Origin of the sequence: Planococcus soli (assembly GCF_016881065.1) — a bacterium.
In the GTDB taxonomy this organism is placed as follows: Bacteria; Bacillota; Bacilli; order Bacillales_A; family Planococcaceae; genus Planococcus; species Planococcus soli.
On record NZ_WXYN01000051.1, the window covers coordinates 164,529 to 180,885 of the forward strand.

Annotated in this window: 13 protein-coding genes; 11 read left to right on the forward strand and 2 right to left on the reverse strand. The window is 41.5% G+C overall.

The annotated features are described in order from the left end of the window. Positions 1 to 20: 20 nt before the first annotated feature. On the reverse strand, positions 21 to 329 hold the full coding sequence (locus GJB59_RS15590) for a hypothetical protein (RefSeq protein ID WP_142825999.1): 309 nt from the start codon (positions 327 to 329) through the stop codon (positions 21 to 23). A gap of 476 nt (positions 330 to 805) precedes the next feature. Next, positions 806 to 1,564, reverse strand: coding sequence for an NRDE family protein (locus GJB59_RS15595; protein WP_142826000.1), 759 nt, complete (start codon positions 1,562 to 1,564; stop codon positions 806 to 808). A gap of 322 nt (positions 1,565 to 1,886) precedes the next feature. Here GJB59_RS15595 and GJB59_RS15600 point away from each other — a divergent pair, with 322 nt between their 5' ends. The 11 genes from GJB59_RS15600 (at position 1,887) to GJB59_RS15650 (ending at position 16,350) form a co-directional block, all read left to right on the forward strand. Beyond that, on the forward strand, positions 1,887 to 3,560 hold the full coding sequence (locus GJB59_RS15600) for a sensor domain-containing protein (RefSeq protein ID WP_142826001.1): 1,674 nt from the start codon (positions 1,887 to 1,889) through the stop codon (positions 3,558 to 3,560). A 218-nt stretch (positions 3,561 to 3,778) separates the two neighbouring features. Next, positions 3,779 to 5,470 (forward strand): sigma-54-dependent transcriptional regulator, encoded by a 1,692-nt coding sequence (locus tag GJB59_RS15605; RefSeq protein ID WP_142826002.1) that lies wholly within the window; start codon positions 3,779 to 3,781, stop codon positions 5,468 to 5,470. Positions 5,471 to 5,638: 168 nt separating this feature from the next. Further along, a complete protein-coding gene (locus GJB59_RS15610) occupies positions 5,639 to 6,640 on the forward strand; it encodes a 2-keto-3-deoxygluconate permease (RefSeq protein WP_142826003.1) in 1,002 nt (333 codons plus the stop codon). Between the two features lie 6 nt (positions 6,641 to 6,646). Further along, positions 6,647 to 7,936, forward strand: a complete 1,290-nt coding sequence (locus GJB59_RS19310) for a four-carbon acid sugar kinase family protein (RefSeq protein WP_142826004.1) — start codon at positions 6,647 to 6,649, stop codon at positions 7,934 to 7,936. Continuing rightward, positions 7,923 to 8,921 (forward strand): 4-hydroxythreonine-4-phosphate dehydrogenase PdxA, encoded by a 999-nt coding sequence (gene pdxA, locus GJB59_RS15620; RefSeq protein WP_142826005.1) that lies wholly within the window; start codon positions 7,923 to 7,925, stop codon positions 8,919 to 8,921. Before GJB59_RS19310 ends, pdxA begins: the two co-directional genes overlap by 14 nt. 330 nt (positions 8,922 to 9,251) lie before the next feature. Next, positions 9,252 to 12,545, forward strand: coding sequence for an ATP-binding protein (locus GJB59_RS15625; RefSeq protein ID WP_142826006.1), 3,294 nt, complete (start codon positions 9,252 to 9,254; stop codon positions 12,543 to 12,545). 18 nt (positions 12,546 to 12,563) lie between these two features. Further along, the gene (locus GJB59_RS15630) at positions 12,564 to 13,259 is read left to right on the forward strand and encodes a response regulator transcription factor (RefSeq protein WP_142826007.1); all 696 of its coding nucleotides are present in this window, start codon (positions 12,564 to 12,566) and stop codon (positions 13,257 to 13,259) included. Positions 13,260 to 13,420: 161 nt separating this feature from the next. Then, positions 13,421 to 14,209: a YveK family protein gene (locus tag GJB59_RS15635; protein WP_142826008.1), complete on the forward strand. Its 789-nt coding sequence runs from the start codon at positions 13,421 to 13,423 to the stop codon at positions 14,207 to 14,209. Next, positions 14,151 to 14,846, forward strand: coding sequence for a CpsD/CapB family tyrosine-protein kinase (locus GJB59_RS15640; protein WP_142826009.1), 696 nt, complete (start codon positions 14,151 to 14,153; stop codon positions 14,844 to 14,846). Before GJB59_RS15635 ends, GJB59_RS15640 begins: the two co-directional genes overlap by 59 nt. 33 nt (positions 14,847 to 14,879) lie before the next feature. Continuing rightward, entirely contained in the window at positions 14,880 to 15,815 is a 936-nt protein-coding gene (locus GJB59_RS15645) for a polysaccharide biosynthesis protein (RefSeq protein ID WP_142826010.1), read from the forward strand. 22 nt (positions 15,816 to 15,837) lie between these two features. Next, the gene (locus GJB59_RS15650) at positions 15,838 to 16,350 is read left to right on the forward strand and encodes a sugar-transfer associated ATP-grasp domain-containing protein (RefSeq protein WP_142826011.1); all 513 of its coding nucleotides are present in this window, start codon (positions 15,838 to 15,840) and stop codon (positions 16,348 to 16,350) included. The last annotated feature ends 7 nt before the right edge of the window (positions 16,351 to 16,357 follow it).

Genomic DNA, 16,357 nt, shown 5'->3' on the forward strand with positions numbered 1-16,357 from the left:
GCTGTGAATAACTTCTAAAGTTAAATGAGTTTTTTTCGTTCATTCTCAAAGCGGGTCTCCAAAGCACTGCTGATTTTTCGCATGACTTCAAGCTGTGTGTCATTGGCATTGACCTTGTGAGTCCACAGATAGGCCTGCATTGGTTTTGCAGGAGCATGTTCAAGCAATAAAACCTCGCGGCAAAAATCGGGCGTCTGTTTGCCGGAAATTAGTTTTATGGTGTAGAGTGAGGTGGTTTTGACAACTTTGTCTATCTGGTAGCTTTCGTTGAACTTATCTAAATCTGCAATGTGTTCAAATTCATTTTCTGTTTCTTTTAATGGTGCCACTTAAAACACTCCTTACGACATAGTCTAGACTGTACTTTTTTTAGATGATACACTAGCTGACGCTTATAAGCACTATTTTTATGGAGCCTTGAAATAGATTCATAATTCTTTAGTCTAACAAATAAAAAATTATTAAAGTGGGTAAATAACTACTGATTCCTTGGAGTTCTCAGACAATTATTCCCGTAGTTTTATACTCACCCTGCCTGAACATCACTGAATCCTCAAAAAATGAAGTATGGCGTATTGAGGTGAAAGAAGAAGGAATGCCTTTATACGGACAGCAATAGTCTTACTGCTGCAGATCATCAAATTGCTTAAACCGAAGCGAAACTGCCGAAAATGTTTGAAAACCCGATAATTTTTCGGACAGAATTCGCAGAACGAAATTTTTAAAAAAAGAAGCCTGACAATCTGTTTCATACAGGATTGCCAGGCTTCTTCGTATTTGATTTTTTGTGTTGCCGCGCCAACTTTTACTTTATCTTAAATTCAAACCGGTTGTCTTCCTCGAATATCCCTTTTTCATAGTTTCTTTCGGCAAAGGTAAGGGTTCCATCATGGGAGACCAGCACGACAGTTGCAGAACGCGTGCCGTAATCAGGTGTTTTGATAAACATTGGTGAAAGCATCCTTTCAAGGTCAAGCCCGACACCGGTGTCGGGCAAGTGGGTATCCGGAGCATGCTCCTCGTCTGTCAATATCGTGAAAATCTTGTCCAGGTCAGCTTTTTCGGTTTCGGCCATATAGGAGGCAAGCCTTTCTTTGCCTTTTGTGACCTTGGGCCATGGGGTGTTCAGAAAATGATTGCTGAGCCCGTGTATGCCTGGTGGAATATCATAAGATTCTTCCTGTATGTTGTTATAGTAAACCAGCTTTTCAGCATCGCCGATAATAATATTGAATCCCGCATATTGTTTCGGATCAATCGTCTGCAAATACTCTATTGGTGAGGTTGTTCCTGCCAAAAAGTTTTTGACAACTTCCCCTCTGGACAAACGCCCAGATTCCAGATTAGTTGGATCCCGGAAGTTTGTTAATGCGGCAATGCGGCCCTGCTTTGTAACGCCAAGCCATGTACCCATCCCAGTCAAGTCTCGCCCCGCCAAAATATGAGGTTCATCATCCCAAAAATGGGCTGGCGCAGCAGGGCGTCCATAAAACTCGTCTCGATTAGCAGCAACAATCAGTTTGTATGTTGGGTGTTTCCTGAATTGCAAATTGATGAGGCACATGTTTTTTCCCCTTTTTGATTTATTATATACAATCAAGCGTTCTGTTAACAGAAAGAGCTTTCAGCGCCAAACATTTGAAGTGCGGATAAGGCAACTGGGTACGGCCAGTATTTGAGCGGAAACCAGTTTTGAAATAGGATGGTATTTTACTGGTTAAAAAGTTTGTCCCACACATGGCCTATTGATATAATATAAAAATATAATTTAGGAAATTTCGGATTATTGATAGGTCAAAAGTTTCAATTGGAAGTATTTTCTGCTACACTGTTAAAAGAGTTTTTCTTGAAAGTGATTTAATATACTGGGATCAGGGGGAACGGCCATGATGAACCAAGCAGCTTCATTATCTTTTACGCGTGTATTAATGGAAGGCATCAAAGAAATGGTATTTGTTGTGAAAGTTGATGACGTTTGTTCTTTCACTTATGAGTTTCTTAACAAAGCAGCAATGGAAAAAACCTTGTTAGGGCCTGGTTCAGTCGGAAAAACCTTTGATGACATTCATTCCAAGTTCATGGCAAAATTTTTAAATGAAAAATATAGTGAAGTTATCCAGACAAACCAAAGTACAAGCTATGAGGATTCATTTTATTCTGCTGACAATAAACTGCATTATTCAAAAACCCTGCTGACGCCTCTTTTTGATGACTTAGGAAAATGTACTCATATAGTTAGTCTTGTAAAAGACATCACCGATGAGAAAATAGCGAAACTGGAGAGCCAAGGAATCCAAGAACGCCTCGAAGAAAGCAGTGCGCGCTATCGATCTTTGTTTGACAGTAATGCTGATGCCATTTTCACGGTTGATTTTAATGGCCACATTACAGGTGGGAATTCTGCAGGAGGCAAGCTCAGTGGGTATTATATGAATGAACTGGCAGGAAAAAACTTTATTGATTTTGTTGTTCCTGAGGATAAAGTGCAGGCAAAAGAAAATTTTCATTTTTCAATTTTAGGTAATATTAAAGACAGCCGCCTTCAAATCTTCAATAAAACCGGTGATGTAATCTGCTGTCTCGTCAAGTTTATTCCCATTAATGTGAAGAGTAAAATCACGGGTTTTTATATGATTGCCAAAGACATGACAGAACTGGACAAAATCGCAAGCCTTTATAAGGCGGGCGAGGAAAACTTTCGGATCATTGCCGAAAATGTCCATGACGTCATCATATTGATGAACCATCATAAACAGTATCTTTATGTATCACCATCATCTGAAACGATATTCGGCTATAGACCAGACCAAATCATCGGGCAGGAGCCATATTTCAATGTTCATCCAAAAGATATTTCGAATATAAGTGAGGCTTTTGAACAGGCAGCAAAAAATGGTTCCACATATCTGGTGCAAATTCGGCTGCTCCATAATGAACGTGGCTGGATCTGGTCAGAAATCAGCGGTACCCCGGTTTTTGGGGAGGATGAAAAATTTAATCACATGGTAATGGTGGCAAGGGATATTTCGATTCAAAAAGAGTATGAAAGCCAGCTCAAACATTTTGCTTATTATGATTCCTTGACAGAGCTCCCGAACCGCCGCTATTTCCAGGAATATGCGACTGAAAGATTGGAACTGAATGAAAATGGCCGAAGAAGTTTAGCTGTTCTCATACTCGATATTGATGATTTCAAGGAAATCAATGATCAGTGGGGGCATGAAACCGGTGACGCAGTCATTCAGGAGTTTGGTTTCCGGCTGAACAATTGCATGCATGGAGAGAATATGGCTGCACGTTTGGGGGGAGATGAGTTTGTCATTTTGCTGGCAGATACCGAAACCGAAAAACAAGTGGCAGAAGTTGCCGATATGATTTATCAGGTGATGAAAGAGCCGGTAGAAGTGGAAGGTTTATCACTGAACATTTCAATCAGTATGGGGATTGCTCTTGCACCTTCTGAGAAAGTTTCCATTTCTGTTATGATGAAGCGCGCTGATATGGCGATGTATAAAGCAAAGCAGCAAGAGAAAAATACATTCCAAGTAAGTCCGACATGAGCTGAAATGGCTCATGTTTTTTATTGACCCAAAATGTCAATAGATCTTCTATAATACATTTGCATACTTGTGCGCCTGAAGATAATGAAAAAGACTTTACGTAAGCATCGGAAAGGTATAGTTTTGTATGTCTGGATTCATTCCAAAGGAGCAGAATAGCCTGTAGGGAACGTGGTTGCTATAATTGAATAAAAGGTACATTAAAGAGGGGCTATTATATGCGGAAAATTAAAATCGGCTTTATTTCTCCTTATGAAGCCATGGTTCCAATGGTAGAAGAGTTAGGAGAGAAACAAGAAAATTTGCAGGTTGCCACAAAGGTCGGTAACTTAGAAGAAGGCGTGAAGTACGCAAAAGAAATGGAGCGTTCAGGATATGATTTGATCATTAGCCGAGGGGGAACAGCCGGGCTGATTCGAAACGCCATTTCTCTTCCGGTAATCGATGTACATATGTCAGGATATGATTTGTTAAGAACGATTATGTTGACTATGGGCCATTCAAAAGAAAAGAAAGCCCTGGTTGGCTTTACCAATATAACGCTAGGAGCCGCCTCAATAATCAATCTATTGGAGATTGACATGACCGTTGTCACCATACAGGACGCCAATGAAGTCGATGTGGTTTTAAAGTCACTTAAAGAAGAAAAACACACAATTGTCTTAGGAGACGTGGTAACTGTTGCTGCTGCCCAAAGACTGGGAATGAGCGGTTTTCTTATTCAATCGGGCCGGGAATCTATTATGGAAGCATTTGAAGAAGCGCGCAGGCAATTTGTCTATCAGCAAAAAAGCCAGCGGTTGGTTAATGTAATGCGCTATTTTTTGGGAGCCAGAAAAATGGACATGTTAATTGCAACGGCGCAAGGAGATGTTATTTTTGAAAATTGGTCTAAATTTCCAGGAAGTCCTATTTCGCAGAACGAATGGATTGAGCTCGTCAATCAAGCTTTCCAAACCGGTAATTCCATCTTTCGCACGGTAGATACTTTTCAAATTAGAGTTGATCTATTCCAGGAACAGGAAGAAAAAGTAGCGATGATTCTTTTCGAAGACCTCTTAACTGCTTATCCTAATATCACAATCGAGCAAATTGATCAATTGCCTTATATCGTAACTGAAAGTGCAGCTATGAAACGGATTAAAAATTTAGTAGAAAAACCGTTGATGGCTAAAGAAAATATTGTTTTAATCGGTAAAGCAGGCGTCGGCAAAAAAGAACTCGCCCGCTATATCCATGCTGTTCATGGAAAAAATGGATTTTTTGTTTCTGTGGATCTTGATAAACTGGATCAGGTTGAAGAAAGTTTTGCTAATTCGAAAATCGATACTGTATTTATTCATCTTAGCCAAGTTCCTGAGCTGAAAAAAGTGAACGAACTTCAGCATATTTTGGCGATTGCGGAACAAAAAAATGTACAAATAATCTTTTCACAGCAGGAAGTATTTGAGGAGCTAAAGAGTAATTTGGGGATGGATGAAGCGGTTATCATACACTTGCCGAGTCTCCAGGAGCGAACAGAAGATATTGAAACATTAGTGCAGCAGTTCCTCATGGAATTTCACCAGGAATTAGGAACACAACCAATTAAAGTGAGGAAAAATGCGATTGAATACTTGAAGAACATGCAGTGGCCAGGTAATACAAACGATTTAAAGGCATATATAAAAAAACTGGCATTGGCCGAAAGTGGCTATGTCATTGAAGAAAACCTGCTTCGTGATCTGCCTTTTGTTTCCGACGTGAAACCTGAACAAACCACCGTGGTATTAGAAAAAAATGAAACATTAAAGGAAATTGAACAAAAAATCATTGAAAAAGTTCTTAAGGAAGAAAACTTTAATCAAACAAAGGCGGCTCAGCGTTTAGGAATGAACCGGGCTACTCTATGGCGCAAACTCAAAAAATGAGCTTGCGTTTTTTTATGATTAAAAGTGTTGCATTTTTATACTATTTATCAGATTTATGTGTTTATACAGATAAAAGTGTTGCTTTATTATACTTAAATTTTTATAGTGTTAATGAAAGCGTTATCTTAAAGTAGAGTGAAAAATAAAAAAACGAAAAGAGGTAAAGAAATGAAAATTAAAGCAACGATGGAACGAATTCCAGGCGGAATGATGGTAGTACCGTTATTATTGGCAGCAACAATTAATACGATAGCCCCTGATTTACTGAGAATAGGCGGCTTTACACAAGCTTTATTTGTTGATAGTGCAAACGCTTTAATCGCGCTGTTTCTGTTATGTACCGGTGCTCAGATCAACGTGAAGACTTTCGGCGTTTCTTTGGCAAAAGGCGGAACATTGCTTGCGACTAAATGGATTGTCGGAGCATTGTTTGGTCTTTTAGCTTATATGTTTGCCGGAGATAATGGATTGTGGCTAGGAATCGCTCCGATTGCTGTAATAGCAGCTATGACAAACAGCAATGGCGGTTTGTTTGTTGCATTAGTAGGACAATACGGGAACAAAGAAGATCGCGCAGCTTATTCTCTGCTGGCGCTAAATGACGGCCCGTTTTTAACTATGGTGGCATTGACGATTTTTGGAGCGATGGGATTTGTTGAAGGTCTGTTTTCGCCAGTTTCCTTTATTGCTGTTCTGTTGCCTATTTTGATTGGTATGATCTTAGGTAACCTGGATGAGGATATGCGCACTTTCTTAGATAAAGGGAGCTCTATGCTGATTCCGTTCTTTGCTTTTGCTTTAGGAATGGGAATTGACTTTAATGCTATTATTACTGGTGGACTAGGTGGAATTGTGCTTGGCCTAATGACTGTTTTCTTAACGGGGACAGCTGGTTACTTAGTCTTTAAAGCGCTAAAATGGAATCCGATTGTAGGAGCTGCTGAAGGCTCTACTGCTGGAAATGCAGTGGCGACACCTGCAGCTATTGCGGCGGCTAGTGCCGGATTCTCTTCGGTAGTGGATATAGCGACAGTCCAAGTTGCAGCTTCGACTGTAACAACGGCTATATTGTTGCCGCTTTATATCGCATTTTTAGTGAGACGTATTGAAAAGAAAGGCTTTGTATTTACTGGTGGGGAAATAGTAAGAAAAGAAGCTTTAAAGGAGTGACAAATTGTGGCGACTCAAATCGGCATCATTGCAGATGATTTTACAGGAGCCAATGACTCCGGTGTTAGACTGGCACAAAAAGGGTTAAGAGCTCGCGTGATTTTGGCTGGAAGGGAAGATGAAAATACGGATCCGAATATAGACGTTTGGATTGTTGATACAGATAGTCGGGCTATGGAACCAATAGAGGCTTATAATATTGTATCTTCGGAAATCGAACGACTGAAAAAAAGAGGGGTTTCCTCATTTTATAAAAAAGTGGATTCGACACTTCGCGGCAGTGTAGCAGCAGAATTAAAAGCATTGCAGGATTGTGCTGGTGCAGAAATTATTTTTATTGCACCAGCGTTCCCGACTCTTGGACGTACGGTAAGAGATGGAATTCTATATGTAAATGATATCCCTGTAGGTGAAACAGAATTTGGCAATGATCCAAAGACCCCAGTGCTGCACAGCTATATTCCGGACTTACTGGCATCAGAAGATGTTTTTACCGCAGTATTAACTCACGAAATCTTGAGTGGGAAAAATCCAGAACAGTGGGTGCAGCAGCAAATAGACAGTGGTGTAAAGTGGATTATTTGCGATACGGTCGTTGAGGAAGACTTTATTCAGCTAGTATCTCTGGAAGATAAACTGGATGTGAAAATAGGGTGGGCAGGTTCAGCAGGACTGATAAATTATTTGTATTCAGTCTCCGCTGAATCCCAAGAATTTGAACTACCGGCTCGCAGTACTGGCAAGGTTTTGTTGGTTTCAGGCAGTTTGTCAGGAAAAACAAAAGAACAACTGGATAATTTAGCGCAGAGACCTCAAACCTTGATGATTGAAATTAACCCTGCAAGATTATTGGAAGATCCTGAAAGAGAAGGGGAAACAATCAAAGCGTTAAATCATTCTGCCGATTGGGACAGTGCGGTGATATACGTGGAACCCTCTCAGACAAACCGGGACCAGGTAGCAGAATGGGGATTGCTGAAAGAATGGACTGCTAATCAGACAGGCAAAGGAATCTCACAGGGGCTGGGGAAACTCGTGAATTTAGCATTGAAAAATGGCGGATTCGACGCACTTATTATGACGGGCGGCGATACTGCCAAAGACATTTGCAAGGAAATTGGCGTTGCGGATATGGAACTCCGCTTTGAAATTGAAGCAGGGCTGCCGCTCGGGATGGTAAAATGGAATGGAAAAGAATTAATCGCAGTAACTAAAGCAGGAGGATTTGGAAATCCTGCCTCATTGGTCAATGCTGTTGAATTTTTGAAAGGAGCGGGTTTAAATGAGCACACATAAACCGGTCATCGGAATTACTATGGGGGACGCTGCAGGCGTTGGACCAGAAATCATTTTAAAAAGCTTTGAGCATGACATCGTTCATGACACAAGCCGTTCGTTTGTCATAGGAGACGCAGCTATATTGGAGCGGGCGAAAAATTTTACTGGGAGCACTAAAACAATTAATCGCATAAAGCATCCATCTGAAGCCGGCTTTGACAAAGAAGCAATTGACTGTCTGGATTTAAATCTATTGCCGGCTGATTTGAAGATTGGCGAAGTCTCAGCTGCTGCTGGAGATGCGGCATTTCAATATTTGTCAAAAGCAATTTCTTTAGCAAACAATGGTGACATTGATGCTATCTGTACAGCACCACTAAATAAAGAAGCTTTGCAAAAAGGTGGGCACATGTATCCGGGCCATACAGAAATATTAGCAGACTTGACTGGCACAAAAGATTACTCCATGATGCTTTCTGCACCAAACTTGAAAGTTATCCATGTAACTACGCATGTAGGAATCATTGATGCAATCCGGATGATTAATCCAGAGCGCGTTTTGTATGTTATTCAATTGGCTCACGATACCTTAACAAAAGCAGGAATTCAAAATCCGAAAATTGCGGTTTGTGGCATTAATCCGCATGCTGGAGAAAATGGTTTATTCGGAAACGGCGAAGAAGAAGAGAAAATTATTCCAGCTGTGGAACAAGCAATTGCACTAGGGATAGACGTGCAAGGGCCATTACCTGCAGATACCTTGTTTTTCCGAACAGTCCGTGGGGATTTTGATATAGTCGTTGCTATGTACCATGATCAAGGGCATGCGCCAGTTAAAGTTCTTGGTTTGGAAGCGGGGGTCAACATCACCGTAGGGCTTCCGATTATCCGTACCAGCGTAGATCACGGGACGGCTTTTGATATTGCAGGGACTGGAATTGCTGATGAACAAAGTTTAGTTGAAGCATTGCGGCAAGCCGTAGAATTGGCTCCCAAAAAATAAACATAAAAACCATCCACGGTTAATATTTGCCGTGGGTGGTTTTTTGTGTCGATGTGTTTTTTTCTGTTAACTAAAGTATATATGGAAAAATTAGTAGGCATTAAGTTATATTTGAATTTTCAGAAATAAAATAAGTTTTCTTTTTCTGTGAAAAATGTTATGATTTTATTAAATCATAAAACCTATTAAATATACATAAAATGGTTAATTTGATAATCATATATACCTTTAGTCTTTGGTGACTGACGGGATATTTGCTTCAAAGCATTGATAGTAAAGTTAGAGACTCAACTTGAAATAACTGATTAATTGAATAATTGGGGTGAGGAAATGAAAGAATCCTATAGTAGTGGAATTTCTATTGTCATTGGAATTTGTTTTGCTTTGTGGATTTCTTTCTTTTTTCTTAGCATCGAAAAAATATCTGCGAATACAGCCGAAGCCGATGCTGCCATTTTAAATTCTGATACCGGGGAAATGCCGCTTGCAGCTCACTTGGAGATCTTAATAGATACCAAGGGCATACTTGGAATAAGTGAATTGCTGCAGCCTCCGCACAACTGGAAGTTTGTTTTAAATGAACAAGAGGTTCCAAACGGCGGGATTACATCGGACGTCTATTGGCTGCGTTTTACTGTCTCGGACCTATCGTATGATCAGCAATGGCTCCTGGAACTGGCCAACCCCTCCATTGATAAAGCGACTCTTTATACACCGGAACCTTCAGGAGAATTTTCCGCTGCTGCACAGGGGGAAGGCATAGCAGATTCTGGAAGTGCTTTTCGCCATCACAATATTGTGTTTGAGCTGATTCCGCAGAAAGAGAAGGAAACTACATTTTTCTTGAAAGTCGAGTCTCAGGGGTTCATGCATCTCCCTCTGACAATTTGGGAACATGAAGCATTCGAAGCGCAGTCACGGCAGACAAGTGCAATCATCGGGTTATTGACAGGAGTGAGTTTTTTATTTCTAGGCTATTGCATCAAATGGTTTTTCGATTACCGCCAAAAAAACTTCCTGCATCTTTTTATATTGGCATTAACAACACTGGCTGTTTTTTCGGTTGGAACCGGATTAAGCTGGTCCGCGATATGGCCGGAACTTGGATGGGGGAATAGAAAAATTTCAGGAGTGTCCATAGGGATTGCCAGTCTTTCGATTCTATTTATTACCAAAGGTTTATTTAAAGAAGCTATGCTACTGGGATGGTTTTCTAAAGCTATTAAAATTATGGCTTTTTTCATGTTGTTTTCAATTGTTTTTTCTTACTTCTCAGATCAGGTAGCCAACTTGTTTCTGTTTTTTGCGATGTTGCTATCGATTGCCTTATCTTCGAGCGTGTCTTTGCATGCCGGCAAAAAAGGCCATGCTTATGCTATGCCTTACACATTCTCATTATTCTTAGCAATGGCTGCAATCTTCGTTTTATTTCTCACTGCAGCTGCGGTTTTGCCCTATGAAGAGAATGTCCAATATGGGCTTTATTTCGCAAGTGGAATCAGTCTTCTGCTAACAGCGAAAGCACTGCTGGCAAAAGAAAAGCTGAATGCCCAAAAGAACGAGCAATTGGAACGGCAAGCAAAAAATCGCCAGCTGGTGGAAATCGAAGCCTTAAAAAACGCAAACAGGCGGAAAGATGAACTCTTGGCGTTTACTTCAAATGGTTTGCGAACGCCTCTATACGGAATGATCGGCATCGCAGAATCACTGCAGGAATCGGCATCTGGAAAAATGTCTCCTTTAATGGCGAAACAATTAACAGACCTTGTGGCCAGCGGCAAGAATATGGCGCATTTAGTCAACGAGCTTCTCGACTTTTCAAAAATTAGACAGTCTCCTTTACAGGTTCATGCTGAAGCGGTAGCGATTGATGAATTGTGCAATGGGGTTTTATCGATGTGCCGGCCGCTTTTGCAGACAAAATCAGTAAAGCTCTATCATACAGTTCCAGACTCATTGCCAAAAGTGCTCGCTGATCCTGACCGGGTTAAACAGATTTTATACAATCTGGTCGATAACTCCATTCAGCATACGCGTGAAGGAGAGATTATTGTATCGGCACAAGTTATAGGAAATCTGCTGGAAATTTCGGTGAAGGATACCGGAATCGGCATACAGGAGAAGCGCATCCCATCGCTGTTTGAATGGGACATGCCATTGGAGAATTCTCCGGACAATCAGGGTATAGGGTTGCGGATCACCAAAAATTTAGTTGAACTCCAAGGCGGTTCTTTGAAGGTTGAATCACAGGCAGGCAGCGGTTCCATTTTCAGTTTTACTTTGCCAATTCAAAAGGACGAAGAAACTGCCCAATTTTTGAGTAGCTTTGAGTCTGAGATTAAAGAATTGACGGCACCCCAGTTAGCGGATTCCATATTAAAACAGCGGCCGATAAAGAAAAGTCTGCATGTTCTTGTGATTGAATCAGAAGAAATCAACCGCCTGGTTTTATTGCGCCAATTGATGTCAGCAGGCTATCAAGCGTACGGAGCAGCAGATGGGAAAGCGGCGATGGAACTGCTGTCGCATAAGCCGGTAGAGCTGGTAGTGATGGATGGCTATCTGACTGACATGTCGGGCGATGAGTTATGCCGTCGCATCCGGCTGGACTTTACGCTGACGGAATTGCCGATTCTCATGCTGTCGAATGTGGATAGCCTTCGAGAAAAAAAGGATGCTTTTTCAGCGGGAGCCAATGACTTTTTGCTGAAGCCCTGTGACAAAGAAGAGTTTCTTATGCGGATTGAGACCTTGGCAAACATGCGCAGCCTGACGCAGGAAATCACCAATCTGAACTATTTTCTTGAACGCAATGTCAAAGAACGGACCCTGGCACTCGAAATTACCAATATGAACCTGTTGACAGTAAATGATGAAATTCAGGAAATCGAAAAGTCCCGCAATGATATGCTGTCTGCAATTTCGCATGAACTGGGGACACCCATTACATTGATCCACAGCTATATACAGGCGGTTAAAGAAAGTTTGATCGAGGAAAATAATCCAAAGTATTTGGACATGATTCATAAAAAGCTGCTGCTACTTGAGCGGCTCACTGAGGATCTTGTAGAGTTGACTAAATACAAGTCAGGGAGTATGACCTTGCGTTTTGAGGAAAATGAGTTGCAAGGATGGCTGATGCGGCTAGTGGATTCGATGGCTTCTGACGTCAAGCAGAGCGGACGTGTTTTCGAATTCCTAGGAATAAAAGATCCGGATGATATGACTCAGTCATTCCTGGCTGTCGATTTGCATCGCCTCGATCAGGTTATCTCCAATATCCTATGGAATGCCGTTAAGCATACTTCTTCGGAAGAAGGCAAGATTACGCTATCTGCTGAAATGATTGCCAATAATAACAAAGATGCGTGGCTTAGCGAAGAAGTGGATGGAGAAATAGTTCTTCGGATTGCAGACAACGGCTGCGGCATCAAGAAAGAAGCATTGCCTCATATTTTTGAACGCTTTTACAAGATTGACAGTTCTGCTGGCTATAAAGGCAGCGGACTTGGATTGGCAATTGCCAAAGAGATTGTTTTAGCGCATAAAGGACAGATTTGGGCCGATAGCACAGAGGGAAAGGGCAGCGTCTTTATCATCGTATTGCCGCTGGCTCTCCGTTAAGGGATAGGAGGAAGAGAAATGAATGCTGCTACTGTATTAATCGTAGAAGATGACGAAGGAATCCGTGAATTGATGCGGTTGTTCCTGCTGAAAAAAGGCTATGGTGTTCTTCAGGCGGAAGACGGCCTTCAAGCACTGGCACTGCTGGATAAGGAAAAGCCGGATGTTATTTTGTTGGATGTCGAAATGCCAGGTATGAATGGACTGGAAGTGTGCGAAAAAATTCGTCTGAAGACAACTTTGCCGATTCTGTTCGTCAGTTACCGAAAAGAGCTGGTCTATAAAATTCAGGGTCTCGAAGCGGGTGGGGATGATTACATCACCAAGCCGTTTGATTTCAATGAACTCGAGGCACGCATTCGCGCAATTCTTCGAAGAAATGGCTGGAAGAGCGGCGAGGAGGACCAGCTCAATATCCTGAAATATGATGATCTTCATATTCATGTGGATGCCTGTGAGCTGTATGTTGCAGGAATTCCGGTAAAACTTTATCATAAGGAATTTCAATTGCTGTTGCTGCTGGCACAGACGCCCAATCGAGTTTGGACAGCAGAACAATTATACGATCAAGTATGGGGCTACTATTCCGAGGGAGATGTTGGGACAGTTAAGGTGCACATCAGCAATTTGCGGAGAAAAATCGAAAAGGATCCTGCCAATCCACAATTTATCCAGACGGTGCGGGGCTTTGGTTATAAATTCATTTTAGAGTGAAAAGCATTCGGCTGAAATTAGCCAGATGCTTTTTTTGCTTGGACAAATACTGTGCATAAAAATTTTCTCTTTTATTTGAATTTTAAGATTATTTAACGTCTATTTAACCTTTGCACTTTAATGTAAGCATCATAAAGGATAAACATTAGGAGGATCTAATTATGGAGAGTACATTCAATCTGAATAAATTCCTGAAAGCGATGCACAAGAGAAAAGCGTTGATCATCCTCGTCACTCTGGCTTTTATATTCTTTAGTGCTGTTGCGAGCTATACCATCATGAAGCCGGTTTACAAAGCGACCACTCAGATTTTGATCAATCAAAACTCTGTCAGCAGCCAGGACTTTGACAGTCTGGACATCAGTACGAATCTTCAATTGATTGGCACCTATAATGTCATCATTAAAAGTCCAGCGATTTTGGGCAATGTGATTGAGGAATTGGAGCTGGATGACACGGTTCAGTCCCTGACAGAGCGGATCACTGTCAACAATATTGAAAGTTCACAAGTGGTCAGCTTATCAGTCGAGGATTCTTCAACGGAACAGGCCGCGCTGATCGCCAATACGACTGCTAAAGTGTTCCAGGAAGAAATTCAGCAAATGATGAAAGTGGACAATGTCAGTATTTTAGCTGCAGCAGAAGGCACTGGAAGCTCGAAACCGATTCGGCCTGATCCCGTCTTTAACATGGCGATTGGAGCGATTGCAGGCATGGTTTTCGGAATGGGCATCACGTTGATTCTGGAACAACTGAATACAACAGTCCGTTCGGAAGAGGACATCGAAGAAATGGTGGGACTTCACATTTTAGGGGTGGTCAGCCCAGTGGACAGCAATATGAAAATGGAAAAACCGTTAAATCTAACAAACAGATTGGAGAAGGATTTAAATGCGGACAACGAAAAAGACAAAAAGGTTAATGCCGCGAAAATTGGTGGCTCGTACTAACCCGCAATCGATTGCAGCGGAACAATATCGGACGATCCGAACCAACATCAACTTCTCTACTCCCGGTCTGGATTCGAAAGTCATCTTGTTTACGTCCGCTTCAAAAGAAGAAGGAAAGTCAACGACTGCTGCAAATATGGCGATTGTTTTTGCCGAGACTGGCAAAAAAGTCCTGCTGATCGATGCAGACATGCGGCGGCCGACTTTGTACCGGACGTTTCAGCTTGGCAATAATATTGGACTATCCAATTTATTGCTGCGAAAAGGCAAGCTGAAACAATCTGTAAAAGCGAGCGGCATTCAAAATCTGGATTTGCTGATGAGCGGACAAATTCCTCCGAACCCAGCTGAACTGCTGGAATCGGATGCGCTGGATGAATTGATGGAAGAAATGCGCGGAATGTATGATTACGTCCTCTTTGATTCCCCGCCGATCTTGTCGGTCACCGATTCCAAAATTCTGGCAAATAAATGCGACGGTACAGTGCTGGTGGTCAATACCGGCAAGTCTGAAAAAGTCAGCGTTGAAAAAGCGCGCGATTCGCTAGCAACTGCAAAAGCTTTTATTTTGGGAGTCGTTTTAAATAACTATCCGATGACAAAAGAAAACTATTATTACCACAATTATAATGAGTAATTAGCTTGATACGGCAGGGAAGGGAGAAAGGGCATGAAGGTTGATAAGCAGCAAATACTCAAAATTCTTCATCAATCTTTGGTGCCTTTTCTTTTGCTCTTCCGCCATTTTCGTACATTCGTGTTGGATGGTTTTGAACATATCGAAGAAAAACTTGAGCATGCAGCTTTGCCGGCAGCGCCTCATCTAACAAGCAAGACTGTTATGGTAACAGGAGCTGGGGGATTGATCGGTTCAGAAATCAGCCGCCAGCTGATTCAATTTCAACCTGCGCAAATTTTGCTGGTCGGAGACGGAGAAAAATCCATCAATTTGCTTGATGTCCAGCTAAAAAAGCTGTTGGAAAGACATACAGAAATTATTCCAGTTATTATCAATGTTCAAGATAAGAAAAGGGTTTTTGAAGCTGTTGGCCGATATAATCCAGAAATCATTTATCATACAGCCGGCCACCATCAAATGGATGTTTCAGAAGAAAAAGCAGAAGAAACTTTGTACGCCAGCGTTTATGGAACAAATAATATTGCGGAAGCTGCAAACCGCTATCGGGTCGGTACATTTGTGATGGTTTCTTCGGAGCAGGCAGGAAAGCCGCGCAATCTGAAAGAAGCAGCAAAAAGACTGGCAGAAATAACGACGGAAAGCATTGCGGCGACGAGCTTGACCCGGTATACAATTGTTAGGTTGCCTGAAAATCTTCATGTAAAGAAATTAGCCAAAAATTCGGATTTCATTTTTGAACAAAAAGCGCCCATTGTTTATGCAGCGCAAAATATACTTCAGGCGGGAAGTGCAGATGCACGATTCAGCAAAGGCGGACTGTTCCAGCAAAGGGATGGGGTATTGCGCCTAGCATACCAAAAGCAGACAGAGCTCAGCCAAATAGAATTGGCGCGCCTGTTGAAACAATTGAAAACGGCTAAAGAAGACGAGGCACGAAAATTGGTTATTTCATTTATAAAGCAATAAATAAATGAAGGGGTGGAAGAAAATGGGGGCGCAAAAGCATTCTAATGAATTCCGGTTTGAAGAGGATACACATGAACTTCGTACAAAATTTTCATTTCAAAACGATGATATAATTGTTCAGCATCCTTTCCTGAACAAAATTTATCCATATGCCCTAAATACCATTCATTTGGTGACTTATTGCGAAAATAATACAGTATCCTTGCTTTCGGGAAGCTTAGAAATAGGGACTATCGAAAGCATGTCGGGATATGCAGATGAAATTGGCGGAATTTCATGTGGAGTGGATCATCAGGGGAATCTAAAGTCATATGCCTATGATTTAAAGACACTTGAGAAAATCGACAAGCATCCACAAACACGGTTTGTTTTTGCTGGGAGCAGAATTCCACATTTCGATCGCCTCAAAGCATTTGCCATCGATCTGCATGTAAATAATAAAGTGGACGATGTAATTTCGTGGAAGCTGGCATTGGATAGTTACGGCCAAGCTATCCTGATCAATACCCTTATGGAAAAAGAGAACTTGCTTTGATTTTTAA